The sequence below is a fragment of the Geomonas terrae genome (assembly GCF_004791675.1).
Lineage (GTDB): Bacteria > Desulfobacterota > Desulfuromonadia > Geobacterales > Geobacteraceae > Geomonas > Geomonas edaphica.
Window position 1 is genome coordinate 610,850 of sequence record NZ_SRSC01000001.1, and the last position, 15,054, is coordinate 625,903.

Below are 15,054 nucleotides of genomic sequence, written 5' to 3' on the forward strand. Positions count from 1 at the left end.
CCCGCGAAGCGCGCCCGGGCGTTGAAAAGAGAGTGCCGTGCCGGTACAATAGCTCCCTTGTCCAGCGTAAATACCACCTTGAGAGGGAAACCATGTCACAGTGCCGGCACCAGACCATCCATCAGAAAGACTACACAGTTCCCGACTACCTGGTTGAGACAGTCGAGCTCGAGTTCGACCTTGATCCGGGAGAGACCCGGGTGGTCTCGCGCCTCTCCTTTATCTGCAACCATGAGCGCGGCGCGAGTCCGCGCCCCCTCGTGCTGGACGGCGAGGAGCTGACCCTGCTTTCGCTGAAGCTGGACGGCGCCGAGCTCGCGCCCGAGCGCTACCGGGTCGAGGAGGAAAGTCTCGTCATCGACGCCCCGCCGGAGCGCTTCGTCCTCGAGGTGACCACGAAGATCAACCCCGCGACGAACACCGCCCTTTCCGGCCTCTACGCCTCCGGCCCCATGCTCTGCACCCAGTGCGAGGCTGAGGGGTTCCGGCGCATCACCTACTTCCTGGACCGCCCCGACGTCATGGCGGTCTACACCGTGACGCTCAGAGGGGACAAGGCGGCCTGCCCGGTCCTGCTCTCCAACGGGAACCTCGTCGAGAAGGGGGAACTGCCGGACGGGCGCCACTACGCCGTGTGGCACGACCCCTTCAAAAAGCCGAGCTACCTCTTCGCGGTGGTGGCGGGAGACCTCGTGCACATCTCGGATCGCTTCACCACCATGAGCGGGCGCGAGGTGACGCTGGAGATCTACGTCGAGGAGAGAAACCGGGACAAGTGCGAACACGCACTACTCTCGCTCGCGAACGCCATGCGCTGGGACGAGGAGAAGTTCGGCCGCGAGTACGACCTGGACGTCTACATGGTGGTCGCGGTGGACGATTTCAACATGGGCGCCATGGAGAACAAGGGGCTGAACGTCTTCAACTCGCGCTACGTGCTGGCAAGCCCTGAGAGCGCGACCGACGACGACTACCAGGCGATCGAGGAGGTGATCGGGCACGAATACTTCCACAACTGGACCGGCAACCGCATCACCTGCCGCGACTGGTTCCAGCTCTCGCTGAAGGAGGGGCTCACCATCTTCCGCGACCAGGAGTTCTCCGCCGACATGCAGTCGCGACCGGTGAAGAGGATCGCCGACGTGAAGAGCCTGAGAAGCGCGCAGTTCGCCGAGGACGCGGGCCCCCTGGCCCACCCGGTGCGCCCGGAGTCCTACGTCGAGATCAACAACTTCTACAGCATGACCGTGTACCACAAGGGGGGCGAGGTGATCCGGATGATCGAGACCCTGCTCGGCCGGGAGGGTTTCCGCAAGGGGATGGACCTGTACTTCGAGCGGCACGACGGCCAGGCGGTCCGGGTCGACGAGTTCGTGCAGGCGATGGCGGACGCCGGTGGGCGCGACCTGTCTCAGTTCATGCTCTGGTACGACCAGGCCGGCACCCCGGTCCTTACGGTGACCGACGCCTGGGACGCGGGGAGCGGCAGCTACACCCTCACCGTCAAACAGAGCTGCCCGCCGACACCTGGGCAGCCCGAGAAGAAGCCGTTCCACATGCCGCTCGTCATGGGGCTTTTGGACCGCGAGGGGAACGAACTTCCGCTCGCGCTTGCCGGTGAAGGAGCCCCGTCCGGGACGCAGCGGGTGCTGGAACTTACCCGGGAGACCGAGAGCTTCGTCTTCACGGGGCTTTCCAGCCGCCCGGTCCCCTCGCTGAACAGGAACTTCTCCGCGCCGGTGAAGCTCGACTACCCTTACAGCGACGATGATCTCACCCTCCTCATGACCCGCGACAGCGATCCCTTCGTGCGCTGGGAGGCGGGACAGGTGCAGGCGCTCAAGCAGATCATGGGGCTCGTCGCCGACTTCCAGGCGGGGCGCGATGCCCGCGTTTCCGAGAGCTTCATCGAGTCGTTCCGCAGGCTTTTGGACGACGACCGCCAAGACCGGGCCTTCCTCGCCGAGGCGCTCACCCTCCCCGGCGAGAGCTACCTTGCCGAGCAGATGGAGGTGATCGATCCCTCCGCGATCCACGCCGCCCGCGAGCTCGTGCGCGCGACGGTGGGCGAGAGGCTCTCCGCCGAGCTTTTACGCGTGCGGCAAAAGTGCGCGCCTGCCGCACCCTACCGCCCAGATGACGGGCTCTCCGGCTGCCGCAGGGTGAACACGATCTGCCTCTCATACCTGATGGCGGCGGGCGGACAGGATGCCATCGACATGAACATGGCGCAGCTTAGGCGCTCGGACAACATGACCGACACCCTGGGCGCCCTCGCTCCCCTGGCCGGGTGCGCCTGCCCGGAGCGCGACGAGGCGCTGGGGCTTTTCTACGACAAATGGCGCGGCGACCGCGGCGTCATCGACAAGTGGTTCTCTCTGCAGGCGACCTCGCGCCTTCCCGACACCATGGACCGCGTGCTCGCACTCCTGGAGCACCCCGACTTCGACATCCGCAACCCGAACCGGGTGCGCTCGCTGGTCGGCGCCTTCAGCCAGGCGAACCAGGTCCGCTTCCACGACGCAAGCGGCCGGGGTTACCGCTTCCTGGGCGACCAGATCCTGCGCCTGAACGCGATCAACCCGCAGATCGCCGCGCGCATGCTCACCCCGTTCAGCCGCTGGCGCCGCTTCGATGCCGCCCGCCAGGAGCTGATGAAGAAGGAGCTGGAGCGCATCCTCGCCGAGCCCGGCCTTGCCCGCGACGTCTACGAGCTCGCCGAGAAGAGCCTCTAGTACTCACGCTCTCCTTCAGATAATGAAAAAACGGCCGATAAGTAGCTCATCCGGAATCCTTTGGACGGAGGAGCCGCTTATCGGCCGACATATGAAACCAACCACGTCTCAAGACAATCTGCTGACCGCGCGGCCGCTGGCCGTCCTCGGCCTGCTCCTCATGGTCACCTTCGTCACCGAATCCGTGGTGATGTCCCTTCTCTCCTACCTGTTCCCCTCCCTTGACGGGTTACCAGCGGTCTTCACCGACGCCCTTTTCCTTACCGCCCTGAGTGCCCCGGCGGTCTGGTGGCTCATCGCGCGTCCGCTGGAGCTCCTTGCGCGTCGGGAATCGGTCACGGCCCGGACCGTGCTCCGCTCCATCGCCGAAGCGGTGATCATCTTCGATGCGAACGGGACCATCTACACACTGAACCACGCCGCCGAAACCATCTTCGGCTACGCTCCCGGCGAAATGGAGGGACGCGACATCCTTCTCGTCCTGCCGGAAATCGCCCCCAGCGAACCGCCCCTCGCCTGGGGGCGTCCCCCAGGCGAGAGCCGCGGCCGGCACCGGGACGGCACCCTCCTCCCGGTGGAGGTCTCGGTGGGAGAGCTCGAACTGCCGCGCGGCGGGAAGTTCATCGCGATAGTCCGCGACATCAGGCCCCTTAAGCGCGCGCTCGCCGCGGCCGAGGAACAGCATGCTCTTTTGGGGAGCCTCCTGCAGCAAAGCGCGGTCCCCGTCTTCGTGCTGGATCCCGAGCATCGCGTGCTGATCTGGAACCGCGCCTGCGAGGAACTGACCGGCAGGAAGGCGCGGGAGATGGTCGGGACCGACCTCGCCTGGCAAGCCTTCTACCCCTCCCCTACCCCGGTCCTCGCCGACCTCGTGATCACCGGCGAACTGGAAAGGGCGCGAGAGGGGTGCGGCCCGGTGCGGCAGTCCCATCTCATCCCGGAAGGTCTCCAGGCGGAGGGGTGGTACACCGACCTGAACGGGCGGGACCGCTACATCGTATTCGACGCCGCACCGGTCCGCTCCGGCAGCGGCAAGCTGCTGGCGGTGATCGAGTCCCTGGAGGACATCACCCAGCGCAAGCGCTACGAGGAGCAGCTCGAATACCAGGCGAGCTACGACCTCCTGACCGGACTCGTGAACCGCAACCTGCTCGCCGACCGCATGCGCCAGGCGCTGCTCATGTCCCGCCGGGAGCGGCGCGAGGTGGCGCTGTTCATGCTGGATCTGGACAGCTTCCAGTCGGTGAACGACGCAGTCGGCCACGACGAGGGGGACCGCCTGCTCAAGGTGATCGCCGAACGCCTGGCCGGCTGCGTCCGGGCCGAAGACACCGTCGCGCGCCGCGACAGCGACGAATTCGTGGTACTGATCTCCGACCCCGCCGCCTCCGACAACGCGGCCCTCATCGCCGGCAAGCTCCAGGAGGCCGTGGCCCGCCCGATACGGCTTGCGGGACGGGAGGTCGCGGTGACGGCGAGCGTCGGCATCGCGGTTCATCCCAGAGACGGCGAGGACGCACCGACGCTTTTGCGCAACGCCGAGGCCGCCCTCTACCGCGCCAAGGAACTGGGGCACCAGAACTTCCAGTTCCACACCGGCGAGATGAACGCGAGATCCCTCGCCCGTATGACCCTGGAAAACCACCTGCGTCACGCCCTGGAGCGCCAGGAGCTGGTCGTCTACTATCAGCCCAAGGCAAGCCTCTCCTCCGGCGCCGTGGTCGGGATGGAGGCGCTTTTACGCTGGCACAGCCCGGAGCTCGGGGTGGTCCCCCCCGACACCTTCATCCCGCTCGCCGAGGAAACCGGCCTCATCCTTCCGATCGGGGCTTGGGTGCTGAAGACGGCCTGCGCCCAGAACCGCGCCTGGCGGGACGCGGGGATACCGTCCCCCCCCGTAGCAGTCAACCTGTCGCCGCGCCAGTTCCGGCAGCATGACATAGCGGCGGTGGTGGCGCAGGTTCTCGTCGAGACCGGCCTCGAACCGCACCTGCTCGAGCTTGAGATCACCGAGGGGATGGTGATGCAGGATGCGACTCGGGTCACCGCGGTGCTTGGGGAGCTGAAGCAGATGGGGCTCACCCTCGCCATGGACGACTTCGGGACCGGCTATTCAAGCCTCGGATACCTGAAGCGCTTCCCCTTCGACAAGCTAAAGATCGACAAGTCCTTCGTGCGTGACATAACCCGCGATCCAGACAGCGCTGCCATCGCCAAGGCGGTAATCGCCATGGCGCACAGCCTGCATCTCAAGGTAATCGCCGAGGGGGTGGAGACCCAGGGGCAGTTGAACTACCTGCAGAGCCAGGGATGCGACGAGATCCAGGGGTACTTCCTCAGCAAGCCGGTCCCGGCGGCTGAGTTCGAAAGGCTCCTGGCCGAACAAAGGCAACTCACGGTCCACGAGCCCGGAGCCGTTTGCCCGGAAAAAACGGTGCTCGTGGTGGACGACGACGAGGGGATCCTTGGGGCGCTGCAGCGAGTGCTTCTCAACGAGGGATACAACGTGCTGACGGCGAAGAACGCGGAGGAGGCTTTCGAACTGCTGTCGCTCAACCGGGTCCTGGTGATCCTTTCCGACTTCAGGATGCCCGGGATGGACGGCGCCGAGTTTTTGCGGCGCGCGAGGGAGCTCTACCCGGAGACGGTGCGCATCATGCTCTCCGGGTACGCCGACATCAACGCGATCACCAATGCGGTCAACCTCGGGGCGGTCTACAAGGTCATGTACAAGCCGTGGGGTGAGAACGACATAAAAGAGAATGTGGGAGAGGCGTTCAGGCACTACGCGCTGCTGCACTCCAGCCGCTAGGGTGCCTCACAGCCAGCGCTTCTTTCTGAAATAGAGGAGCATCCCGCCGGAAATGGAGAGGCAGAGGATGAAGACCATGGGGTACCCGAAGCTCCAGTCCAGCTCGGGCATATGTTTGAAGTTCATGCCGTACCACCCCACCACGAAGGCGAGCGGCATGAAGATGGTGGCGATGATGGTGAGCACCTTCATCACCTCGTTCAGCCGGTTGGAGACGCTTGAGAGGTAGATGTCGAGCATGCCGGAAAGCATGTCCCGCAAGGTCTCCAGGGTGTCCAGCACCTGGACGGTGTGGTCGTAGAGGTCCCTCAGGTAGATGATGGTGGCGTCGTCGATGAGCCGGGAATCGCGCCGCTGCAGGCCGCTCACCACCTCGCGCAGCGGCCAGACGGCCTTGTGCAGGAAAAGCATCTGCCGCTTCAGGTGGTAGATGGACTGCACCGTGGCCGGGGCGGGGTTTTCGATCACCTCGTCCTCGAGCTCCTCGATCCGGTCGGCGAGCTTCTCCAGCACCAGAAAGTAGTGATCGACGATCACGTCCAGCAGGGCGTGCAGCAGGAAGTCCGCCCCCATGGTCCGCAGCCGCGCCTTCTCGTTGCCGAGCCGGTTGCGGACCTGCTCGAACACGTCCCCCTCGAGCCCCTCCTGAAAGGAAATCAGGTAGTTCCGCCCCAATACCAGGCTCACCTGCTCGCTCTTGATCTCCCCCGTCGCGTCGTCCAGTTCGATCATCTTCAAGACAACGTAGAGGTAGTCGCCGTAGTCGGCGGCCTTCGGGCGCTGGTCCGTGGCAAGGATGTCCTCGAGGACCAGGGGATGGATGCCGTAGCAGCTCCCGAAGTGCCTGAGCACCTCGAGGTCGGAGAGCCCCTCCACGTTGATCCATGAGACGGTGGGGGAGTCCGGCCGGATCAGGCAGCGGTCCAGGGAAGCGACCCGGTGCTTCTCGAGGTGCGTCGCGTCGTATTCCACCATGTCCACCCTGGTGGCGCCCGCCTTGGCGCGCCCCATGTGGATCAGCGTACCCGGCGCAAGGCCTGCCTTTTTCGAGCGTCTCTTTATCGATGTCATGAAAACCCCGGTTCTAGGTTCTAGGTTCTACGTTCTACGTTCCGTGCGGTACTTCAGGGGGCGACGCCGGCGAGCTTCATGACCCTGTCCCACTCCTCCTTGCGCACCGGCTGGACCGACAGACGGCTGCGGTTCAAAAGCGCCATCTCCGAGAGTTCCGGGACGGTCTTCAGCTCCGCCAGGGTCACCGGCCGCGGCAACGCGCGCACGAAGCGTACATCCACCATGAACCAGGTCGGCTTTTCCGGGTTGCTGCGCGGGTCGAAGTACTTGCTCGCGGGGTCGAAGGCGGTGAAGTCGGGGTACCCTTCCCGCACCACCTCGGCAAGCCCCACGACGGCAGGCTCCGCGATGTTGCTGTGGTAAAAGAGGACCTGGTCACCGACCTTGATCTGGTCGCGCAGGAAGTTGCGCGCCTGGAAGTTGCGGACCCCGTCCCAGTGCTCGGTGGCATCGGGACGGCTCCTGAGATCGTCGAGGGAGAAGCTGGAAGGTTCGCTCTTGAAGAGCCAGTAGTTGGGCATGTTTTATGTTCCTTTCTTGGTTACTTCTTCCTTTTCAACCGCTTCAGTAGTTCTTCCGCCGACAGCGTGTTCAGCACGTCATCCCGCTCGAGCCAGCCGCGCTGCGCCACGGAAATCCCCCAAGGCAGGGTCTCGAACTGCAGCTTCGCGTGCGTGTCCGTGTTGATGGCGATCTTCACGCCGAGCTCCTTCGCGCGGCGCACGTAGCGGTCCTCGAGGTCGAGCCGGAGCGGATAGGCGTTGATCTCGAGCGCGGTCCCGGTCTCTTTCGCTACTTGCAGCACCTCTTCCATGTCGAGCTGGTACCCCTCCCGCTCTCCGATGATGCGGCCGGTCGGATGCGCGATGATGTGCACGTGCGGGTTGCGCATGGCGGCCACGATGCGCGCCGTCATCGCCTCCTTCGTCCCGTTGAAGCCGGAATGGATCGAAGCCACCACCACTTCGAGCTCCGCCAGCACCTCGTCCGGGAAATCGAGGGAGCCGTCGTTACGGATGTCCATCTCGGTGCCGTGCAGCACCCTGAAACCGTCCAGCTCCCGGTTCAGCGCCCGGATCTCCGCCTGCTGCTCCATGAGGCGCTCCACGGTGAGGCCGCGGGCGACACCGAGCCCCTGGGAATGGTCAGTAACCGCGATGTAGGAGAGCCCCCTGAGCCGGGCGGCTTCGACGAGCTCTGCGATGCCGTGGGCGCCGTCGCTCCACCGTGAGTGGACGTGGAGGTCACCTTTCACGTCCTGCGCGGTGATCAGTCGCGGCAGCCGCCCCTTTATTGCCGCCTCGATCTCACCCTGGTCCTCGCGCAGCACGGCGGGAACGAAGGAAAGCTCCAGCAGGCGGTAGATGTCTTCCTCGTTCTCGCCGCCCATCCGGGCGTTGTCCTCCTCGCGGAAGATGCCGTACTCGTTGATCTTCAGCCCGCGTTTCTGCGCCATCTCCCTGAGGCGAACGTTGTGGGACTGGCTTCCGGTCAGATAAGCGAGTGCCGCGCCGTACGAGGCAGGCTCGACCACGCGCAAGTCCACCTGCACCCCTTCCCTTATCGTGACGCTGGCCCGGGTCGGTCCCCTCATGATCACGTCGTGCACCTGGGTGAGACCGAGGAAGGCCTCCATCACAGCCGCGGGATCGGGAGAGGTGGCGACGATGTCGATGTCCTTGATGGTGTCGCGCCGGCGCCGGATGCTCCCGGCAACCTCGATGCGCTCGATGGGCGCCTTCTCCCTTAGCGCCGCCACCAACTCCTCGGCCGCCGGCAGCATACGCCCGAGCGGCTGGCGCTCGCGCCCCCGCTTCACCGACTGGATCCCCTTGAGGATGTTCTCCTCGGTCTTCTGCTTGATCCCCTTGATGCCGATGAGACGGTGATCTAGAGCCGCCTTCTCCAACTCCTCAAGGCTCGTTATCTGCAGCGCGTCGTAGATCGCCTTGGCGGTCTTGGGGCCGAGATCCGGGACGGCCAGCATGTTGAACACCCCCGCCGGGATCTCCCGCTTCAGTTGCTCGTAGTAGGCCATGCTCCCGGTCTGCAAGTATTCCTCTATGCGTGCCGCGAGGTCCGCGCCCACACCCGGGATCTCCAGGAGTTCCTTGTGCGTCATCTGGGCGAGGTCGCGGTTCAGCCCCTCCAGGTTTAAGGACGCCCTGCGGTAGGCCCTGATCTTGAAGATGTTGTCCTGCCGGATCTCCATGATGTCGGCGATCTCATCGAAGATCCGCGCTATTTCGCGGTTTTTCATATGGACCTCCAACGGGTTTCCGTCTCGCTCGTCGAGATCACCGCCCGGCCTGGTCGCCCCAAAGCTCCTTCAGCCTGTGGTCCCGGCCGCAGCTCAAACGGTAGTAAGAGTACCGCAATGGGTTCTTCTTGTAATAGTGCTGGTGATATTCCTCAGCCGGATAGAACTCGGTCGCCTGCACGATCTCGGTCACGATCGCCCCCTTGAACGGCTTGTTCGCCTCGAGGGCCTGTTTGGACTTGAGCGCCAGACGGCGCTGTTCCTCGTCGTAATAGAAGATTGCGCTGCGGTACTGGTGGCCGGAGTCGCAGAACTGGCGGTCCTTGGCGGTCGGGTCGATGTTGTGCCAGAAGCGGGTGAGGAGCTTGTCGTAGCTTATCTTCCCGGGATCGTAGATGACCTGAACCGATTCGGCGTGGCCGGTGCCTCCTGCGGAAACCTCCTCGTAGGTCGGGTTCCTGGTATGTCCGCCGGTGTACCCGGAGGTGACGGAAACCACCCCCGGCAGTTCATCGAAGGGATGCTCCATGCACCAGAAGCACCCACCGGCGAAGGTCGCCGCCTTCTGCAGCGGGGCGGCCGGCAGCGAACCCGCCGCCGTCAGCAGGAACAGGAAGGCAAGCGTCACTGCAGTCAAAGTTTTCATCGTCGTCTCTCCAAAACGAGCCGCAAAGCCAGACAAAAAGCTAAACATACAGGACGAAAGGGGAGCCCCAGTTAAACGTATCAAAGCCTTTCTTTGCGCCTTTGCGGCTTGGCGTCTTTGCGTTGATGCCTTTACGTTTTTCGCCTTCAGCTACTTGGTAGCCACGAACTGCAGCGCCGCTGAGTTCATGCAGTAGCGCAGCCCGGTCGGCTTCGGACCGTCATTGAAGACATGACCCAGGTGACCACCGCAGCGGCGGCAAAGCACCTCGGTCCTGGTGGAGAAGAAGCTTCTATCCACCGCCGTCTTCACGTTCTCCGGCGCGATGGGGCGGGTGAAGCTGGGCCACCCGGTGCCGGACTCGAACTTGTCCTCGGACTTGAACAGATCCAGTCCGCACCCCCCACAACGGTAAACCCCATGGTCATGGGTCGTCGCGTATTTGCCGGTGAAGGCACGCTCGGTACCTTTCTCACGGAGGATGTGGTACTGCTCCGGGGTGAGTATCTTCTTCCATTCCGCGTTGGTCTTTACCACCTCGTCAGTCATGATATAACTCCCCTTTTCCGCGGAGTACACTTTGAGCTTGGAAGCGGCGTCGGCCTCGATACCTAGTGCCGTCGCCAGAAAGAACAAAAAGCCGATTATCAGCCTGGCCTTCTTCATGACGTCTGCCTCCTCTACACTGTTGGAACGTCTCCAGTTGCACAGACTCAGGATAACATACGGCGTCAAATATTGCATTGCAGCCCCGGACTGAAGAATCATCGCTCTTTGCCGAAGAGTAATGCCAGTTTGGGGTTGAACAGGGAGAGCTTATCCTGAATAATAGGTAACGCTGCAAGTCAGCATCTGGAGGAAAGATGAAGGCGCTTCTAGCATTATTGCTGTTCACGTTCTCGGCCACCGCCGTGTCGGCCGACATTTACACATGGAAAGACAACAAGGGGACCAGGTTTTACACCAACAGCCTGCACGAGATCCCTGCGAAGTACCTGAAAAAGGCGCGGGTTCTCGACGTGGCCACGGGCAAGCTCGGGGGCCTCGCCACCGCACAGCCCCCTGCCCCTGCGCAACCGATGGCGTCCGCCACGGCAAGGGCGCCGCTGGCGCTGCCGGCTCCGGCGACCGCCCAGCCTGCCGCACCGCCTACGGCAGCGCCCTCACCCGAACCTGCTGCAGCCGCTGCCGGGCAACCGGCGACGCCCCCGCCTGGGCCGGCCGCTGCAGCTCAGCCTCAGCCGGCACCGCAGCCGCAGGTAACCACACCATCCTCTCGCCGCCCCACCAGCTTCGCCGAACGCCGCGCGGCCCGCAGGGCGCGTATCAACGCCTCGGACGAGTGACACGCCCCGGAGGAAACCCATGAAGAGACTCATGGCACCGGCAATTCTGCTTCTTTTGCTGGCCGGCACCGCCAGCGGCGAGGAACTCTTTTGCCGCGGCAACATCATCAGCACCCAGGGGGAGGGAATCGTGGCGCGCAAGCACCGCTTCGAGGTGGCTGACGTCACCGGAAGCGATGTGAACGCGGTCCTCACCCAATGCAAGATCATCGCGCGCGAACGCCAGGCAAGGGCGGCGCGCAAAAATCCCGGCGGCAATTTCAGGGCGGTCTCGGAGGTGGAGCTGCATTGCACCAGGGGGACGGAAAGCTTCGAGGTGCGCCGCTCGCTACAGACCTTGCCTTAGCAGCTCATCCGAATAGTTCGCTGACTGCGGTCAAAAGGGGAGCCCCATCGGGCTCCTTTTTTTTAAACCTGTGTTACTATTTACTCTTAATTTGAAATTCCACCCGTTGTTGCCGATAAGTCCTACATGCCGCTTCGCCGCGAAGGCAAGCGGAACGGACGCTTACCCCGCATGCGCTGAAAATCCATAGCCGCACCAGAGGAGATCGTGATGAACATTCATGAGTATCAGGCCAAGGAGATACTGAATGCGTACGGCATCCCTATCCCGCGTGGCCGCGTGGCGCTCACCGCCGACCAGGTGGAACGAGCCGCGAAAGAGATGGGAGGCCGCTGCGTCGTCAAGGCCCAGATCTACGCCGGTGGACGTGGCAAGGCAGGCGGCGTCAAGCTGATCCACCACCCCGAGCAGGCACAGGAATACGCAAAGGAGCTGTTCGGCAAGACCCTCGTCACCCCTCAGACCGGTCCGGAGGGACTCAAGGTGCGCCGCATCCTCGTGGAGGAGGCGGTGGACATCGCGCGCGAATTCTACCTCTCCATAACCCTAGACCGCAGCAGCTCCCGCTACGTACTGATCGCCTCGGCCGAAGGGGGGGTGGAGATCGAGGAGGTCGCCAGCAAGACCCCGGAGAAGATCCATACCCTCACCATCGATCCCTTCACCGGTCTCAGGTCCTACCAGGCGCGATGGATCGCCCTGCAACTTGGACTCTCCGGCAGCGTCTGCGAGGACTGTGTCAACCTGATCCTCAACCTCTACCGCGTCTGTCTTGAGAAGGACTGCGCCCTGGTGGAGATCAACCCGCTGGTCGTGACCCGGGCCGGGTGGCTCATGGCGATGGACGCCAAGATCACCTTCGACGACAACGCCATCTTCAGGCACCGCGAATACCCCGACATGATGGACTACTCGCAGCTCGACCCGCTCGAGATCAACGCGGGCAAGTACGACCTCGCCTACATCAAGCTCTCCGGCTCGATCGGCTGCCTGGTGAACGGCGCCGGGCTTGCCATGGCCACCCTGGACGTCCTGAAGGAGTACGGGGGCGAGCCGGCGAACTTCCTGGACGTAGGCGGCGGCGCCACCCGTGAAAAAGTAGCCGAGGCCTTCAAGATCATCCTGCAGGACACCGACGTGAAAGGGATCTTCGTCAACATCTTCGGCGGCATCATGCGCTGCGACGTGATCGCCCACGGTATCATCGAGGCGGCCGGCGAGGTGAACTGCACCCTCCCCATCGTGGTGCGCATGGACGGCAGCCAGGTTGAGGAGGGGAAACGTCTGCTTACCGAGAGCGGCCTGAACGTCCAGTGCAGCGACAACCTGGGCGACGCGGCCTCCAAGATCGTAGGTATGCTTGGATAGCTCCCCCCAAACGGGTTAGGGATCCAAATTCAGGGAGATAGCGATATGTCCATACTGGTAAATAAATCCTCGAGAATTGTGGTCCAGGGGATCACAGGCCGCAGCGGGCTCTTCCACACCCAGCAGTGCCGCGAGTACGGCAGCAACATCGTCGCAGGGGTGACTCCGGGCAAAGGTGGGATCCACATCGAGGGGATCCCGGTCTTCAACACCGTGGCAGAGGCCGTGAAGTACACCAACGCCAACGTCTCCATGATCTTCGTTCCGCCCCCCGGCGCGGCGGATGCCATCCTCGAGGCGGCTGATGCCGGGCTCGAACTCGCGGTCTGCATCACCGAGGGGATCCCGGTCCGTGACATGGTCCCCGTGAAGGCGATCCTCAAGCAAAGCAAGATGCGCCTTGTCGGCCCCAACTGCCCCGGCGTCATCACCCCCGGCGAGTGCAAGATCGGCATCATGCCGGGACACATCCACAAGCCGGGGAATATCGGCGTCGTCTCGCGCAGCGGCACGCTCACCTACGAGGCGGTGAAGCAGCTCTCCGACGCGGGTCTCGGCCAGTCCACCGGCGTCGGGATCGGGGGAGACCCCATCATCGGCATGAACTTCGTCGACGTCCTCAAGCTCTTCAACGAGGATCCCGGTACTGAAGGAGTCTTCATGATCGGGGAGATTGGGGGGGCCGCGGAGGAAGACGCGGCGCACTGGATCCAGGAGAACATGAAGAAGCCGGTGGCCGCCTTCATTGCCGGCGTGACCGCCCCGCCGGGCAAGAGGATGGGGCACGCAGGCGCCATCATCACCGGCGGCAAGGGAAAGGCTGAAGACAAGATCCGCACCCTCACCGAGTGCGGCGTCATTGTGGCGTCGAGCCCGACGCGGATGGGAGAGGCGATGCAGATGGCGATGGCCGCTAAGGGGAAGGGAAAAGGGTAACTGACTCGGCGACATTACACATACACAAGGGGCACTCAGCATCGGCTGGGTGCCTTTTTTTGCATTATTTCCCCCTAACCCCGTTGTTATCCTTGAAGAAACGTTCAAGTTTGAACCTCCTCCCCCGATAAGAGCCATGTCCCTTAAAGTATCACTGATAGGCGTGAGGAACTGTTTCACTGGTAGCGGCTGCAACGCAAGGAGATGGACATGACTCAAATCTGGAACTACTACCTAAACCTCACTATCAAATTCAGGCTGAGCCTCTTGTGCTTTTGCTACAGCCTCTGTCTCATCGCGGCAGCATGGGCAGCCCAGGCAGACTCGATCATCATCAAGTACGGCTCCGTCGCACTTTTCATCGTGCTGGGTGGCATCTTCGGCTGCATCAACATTTGGTCCATCAGAACTCCGTTGGTAAGGGCGGTCGGCTACCTGGAGACCATGGCGCAAGGCGACCTGAGCGAGGAAATCGTCATCAACCGCCGCAACGAGATCAGCCAGATGCTGCGTGCCCTGCAGAAGCTGCAAGGCTCTATGCGCGGCATGATCGCAGGGATTCAGCAAACCGCCGATCACCTGACCAGCGCCTCCAACGATCTGAGCAGCACCTCTACCATGATCGCCCAGGGAACCGAGCATGCCTCGCACCAGTCGCATTCCGTCTCGAGTGCGGTAGGGGAAATGGCCGGGGTGAGCAACAACATCGCTGAGAGTTGCCAGAAGATGGCCGAGCGTGCCGGGAGCACCAACAGCGCCACCAGCAAAGGGGAAGAGACCATCTTCCGCATGATCGCGGTGATGGATGAAATAGAGACGATGGTTACCGGTACCGTCGAGGCGGTGAAGGCCCTAGGGACCAACTCAGACAAGATCGGCGACATCGTGGTGGCGATCCAGGACATCGCCGATCAGACGAACCTCCTGGCACTGAACGCGGCCATAGAGGCGGCGCGGGCAGGCGAGCAGGGGCGTGGCTTCGCGGTCGTCGCCGACGAAGTTAGAAGGCTTGCCGAGCGGACCACCTCATCGACCAGGGAAGTTCAGACCATCATCGCTTCTCTGCAGGGAGACGTGCGAAACGTGGTGGGGCTCATGGAGCGGAGTGCGACGAGCGTCAGAAGCGGGACGGAGGACGTGCATCACTCCAGCCGAGCCATTGGCACCATAAAGGAGCAGATCACCCCGCTGCTGGACGACGTATCCCTGGTGGCCACCGCCGCCGAGGAGCAGTCCGCGACGACCCACGATATTTCGGAGAGCATGCGGCAGATCATGGATGTGGTGCATGAGACGGCGAGTGGAGCCCAGGAATCGGCCCGGGCCGCCGAGGAGCTCGCCCGCTCCGCACAGTCGCTGCAGGAGATGGTAAACCGGTTCAAAACCAATTGACGATTAACGATGGTTAATTGACAACGAAAAGCCGAAGCAACAAGAAGGGGGATGACCGCGGCCTAAAGGAATTGCAGTCATCCCCCTTGTTTATTCAGCCAAAAGCGCCGTTCATGCCAATTGTCAATCGTCCATTGTC

General features: G+C 63.1%; 12 protein-coding genes. 7 read left to right on the plus strand and 5 right to left on the minus strand.

Annotated elements, in window-relative coordinates:
* Positions 1 to 92: 92 nt before the first annotated feature.
* Positions 93 to 2,735 (plus strand): aminopeptidase N, encoded by a 2,643-nt coding sequence (gene pepN, locus E4633_RS02590; RefSeq protein WP_135868703.1) that lies wholly within the window; start codon positions 93 to 95, stop codon positions 2,733 to 2,735.
* 91 nt (positions 2,736 to 2,826) lie between these two features.
* Positions 2,827 to 5,547 (plus strand): EAL domain-containing protein, encoded by a 2,721-nt coding sequence (locus E4633_RS02595; protein WP_162604925.1) that lies wholly within the window; start codon positions 2,827 to 2,829, stop codon positions 5,545 to 5,547.
* A 6-nt stretch (positions 5,548 to 5,553) separates the two neighbouring features.
* On the opposite strand, the gene corA is transcribed toward E4633_RS02595, so the two are convergent.
* The 5 genes from corA to msrB all read right to left on the minus strand — a co-directional run bounded on the left by corA (position 5,554) and on the right by msrB (position 10,193).
* Positions 5,554 to 6,618 carry a magnesium/cobalt transporter CorA gene (gene corA, locus E4633_RS02600; RefSeq protein WP_135868705.1) on the minus strand — a complete coding sequence of 355 codons (1,065 nt, stop codon included), beginning with the start codon at positions 6,616 to 6,618 and terminating at the stop codon, positions 5,554 to 5,556.
* 53 nt (positions 6,619 to 6,671) lie between these two features.
* Positions 6,672 to 7,142 (minus strand): EVE domain-containing protein, encoded by a 471-nt coding sequence (locus E4633_RS02605; protein ID WP_135868706.1) that lies wholly within the window; start codon positions 7,140 to 7,142, stop codon positions 6,672 to 6,674.
* 20 nt (positions 7,143 to 7,162) lie between these two features.
* Positions 7,163 to 8,881 (minus strand): DNA polymerase/3'-5' exonuclease PolX, encoded by a 1,719-nt coding sequence (gene polX / locus E4633_RS02610; protein ID WP_135868707.1) that lies wholly within the window; start codon positions 8,879 to 8,881, stop codon positions 7,163 to 7,165.
* Between the two features lie 37 nt (positions 8,882 to 8,918).
* Positions 8,919 to 9,527: a peptide-methionine (S)-S-oxide reductase MsrA gene (gene msrA / locus E4633_RS02615; protein ID WP_135868708.1), complete on the minus strand. Its 609-nt coding sequence runs from the start codon at positions 9,525 to 9,527 to the stop codon at positions 8,919 to 8,921.
* Between the two features lie 150 nt (positions 9,528 to 9,677).
* Positions 9,678 to 10,193: a peptide-methionine (R)-S-oxide reductase MsrB gene (msrB, locus tag E4633_RS02620; RefSeq protein WP_135868709.1), complete on the minus strand. Its 516-nt coding sequence runs from the start codon at positions 10,191 to 10,193 to the stop codon at positions 9,678 to 9,680.
* A 218-nt stretch (positions 10,194 to 10,411) separates the two neighbouring features.
* Here msrB and E4633_RS02625 point away from each other — a divergent pair, with 218 nt between their 5' ends.
* The 5 genes from E4633_RS02625 (at position 10,412) to E4633_RS02645 (ending at position 14,915) form a co-directional block, all read left to right on the plus strand.
* Positions 10,412 to 10,873: a DUF4124 domain-containing protein gene (locus E4633_RS02625; RefSeq protein ID WP_135868710.1), complete on the plus strand. Its 462-nt coding sequence runs from the start codon at positions 10,412 to 10,414 to the stop codon at positions 10,871 to 10,873.
* A 19-nt stretch (positions 10,874 to 10,892) separates the two neighbouring features.
* On the plus strand, positions 10,893 to 11,219 hold the full coding sequence (locus tag E4633_RS02630; protein WP_135868711.1) for a hypothetical protein: 327 nt from the start codon (positions 10,893 to 10,895) through the stop codon (positions 11,217 to 11,219).
* Between the two features lie 210 nt (positions 11,220 to 11,429).
* Complete coding sequence (gene sucC, locus E4633_RS02635; RefSeq protein ID WP_135868712.1) at positions 11,430 to 12,587, plus strand: ADP-forming succinate--CoA ligase subunit beta; 1,158 nt, start codon at positions 11,430 to 11,432, stop codon at positions 12,585 to 12,587.
* Between the two features lie 45 nt (positions 12,588 to 12,632).
* Entirely contained in the window at positions 12,633 to 13,523 is an 891-nt protein-coding gene (gene sucD, locus E4633_RS02640) for a succinate--CoA ligase subunit alpha (protein ID WP_135868713.1), read from the plus strand.
* A 210-nt stretch (positions 13,524 to 13,733) separates the two neighbouring features.
* Positions 13,734 to 14,915, plus strand: coding sequence for a methyl-accepting chemotaxis protein (locus E4633_RS02645; protein WP_135868714.1), 1,182 nt, complete (start codon positions 13,734 to 13,736; stop codon positions 14,913 to 14,915).
* The last annotated feature ends 139 nt before the right edge of the window (positions 14,916 to 15,054 follow it).

Excerpts from the sequence above, each read along its gene's own strand:
- msrB (WP_135868709.1), bottom strand. The coding sequence starts at position 10,193 with ATGAAGAAGGCCAGGCTGATAATCGGCTTTTTGTTCTTTCTGGCGACG.
- polX (WP_135868707.1), bottom strand. The coding sequence starts at position 8,881 with ATGAAAAACCGCGAAATAGCGCGGATCTTCGATGAGATCGCCGACATC.
- sucD (WP_135868713.1), top strand. The coding sequence starts at position 12,633 with ATGTCCATACTGGTAAATAAATCCTCGAGAATTGTGGTCCAGGGGATC.
- sucC (WP_135868712.1), top strand. The coding sequence starts at position 11,430 with ATGAACATTCATGAGTATCAGGCCAAGGAGATACTGAATGCGTACGGC.
- E4633_RS02645 (WP_135868714.1), top strand. The coding sequence starts at position 13,734 with ATGACTCAAATCTGGAACTACTACCTAAACCTCACTATCAAATTCAGG.
- E4633_RS02630 (WP_135868711.1), top strand. The coding sequence starts at position 10,893 with ATGAAGAGACTCATGGCACCGGCAATTCTGCTTCTTTTGCTGGCCGGC.
- corA (WP_135868705.1), bottom strand. The coding sequence starts at position 6,618 with ATGACATCGATAAAGAGACGCTCGAAAAAGGCAGGCCTTGCGCCGGGT.
- pepN (WP_135868703.1), top strand. The coding sequence starts at position 93 with ATGTCACAGTGCCGGCACCAGACCATCCATCAGAAAGACTACACAGTT.
- E4633_RS02595 (WP_162604925.1), top strand. The coding sequence starts at position 2,827 with ATGAAACCAACCACGTCTCAAGACAATCTGCTGACCGCGCGGCCGCTG.
- E4633_RS02605 (WP_135868706.1), bottom strand. The coding sequence starts at position 7,142 with ATGCCCAACTACTGGCTCTTCAAGAGCGAACCTTCCAGCTTCTCCCTC.
- msrA (WP_135868708.1), bottom strand. The coding sequence starts at position 9,527 with ATGAAAACTTTGACTGCAGTGACGCTTGCCTTCCTGTTCCTGCTGACG.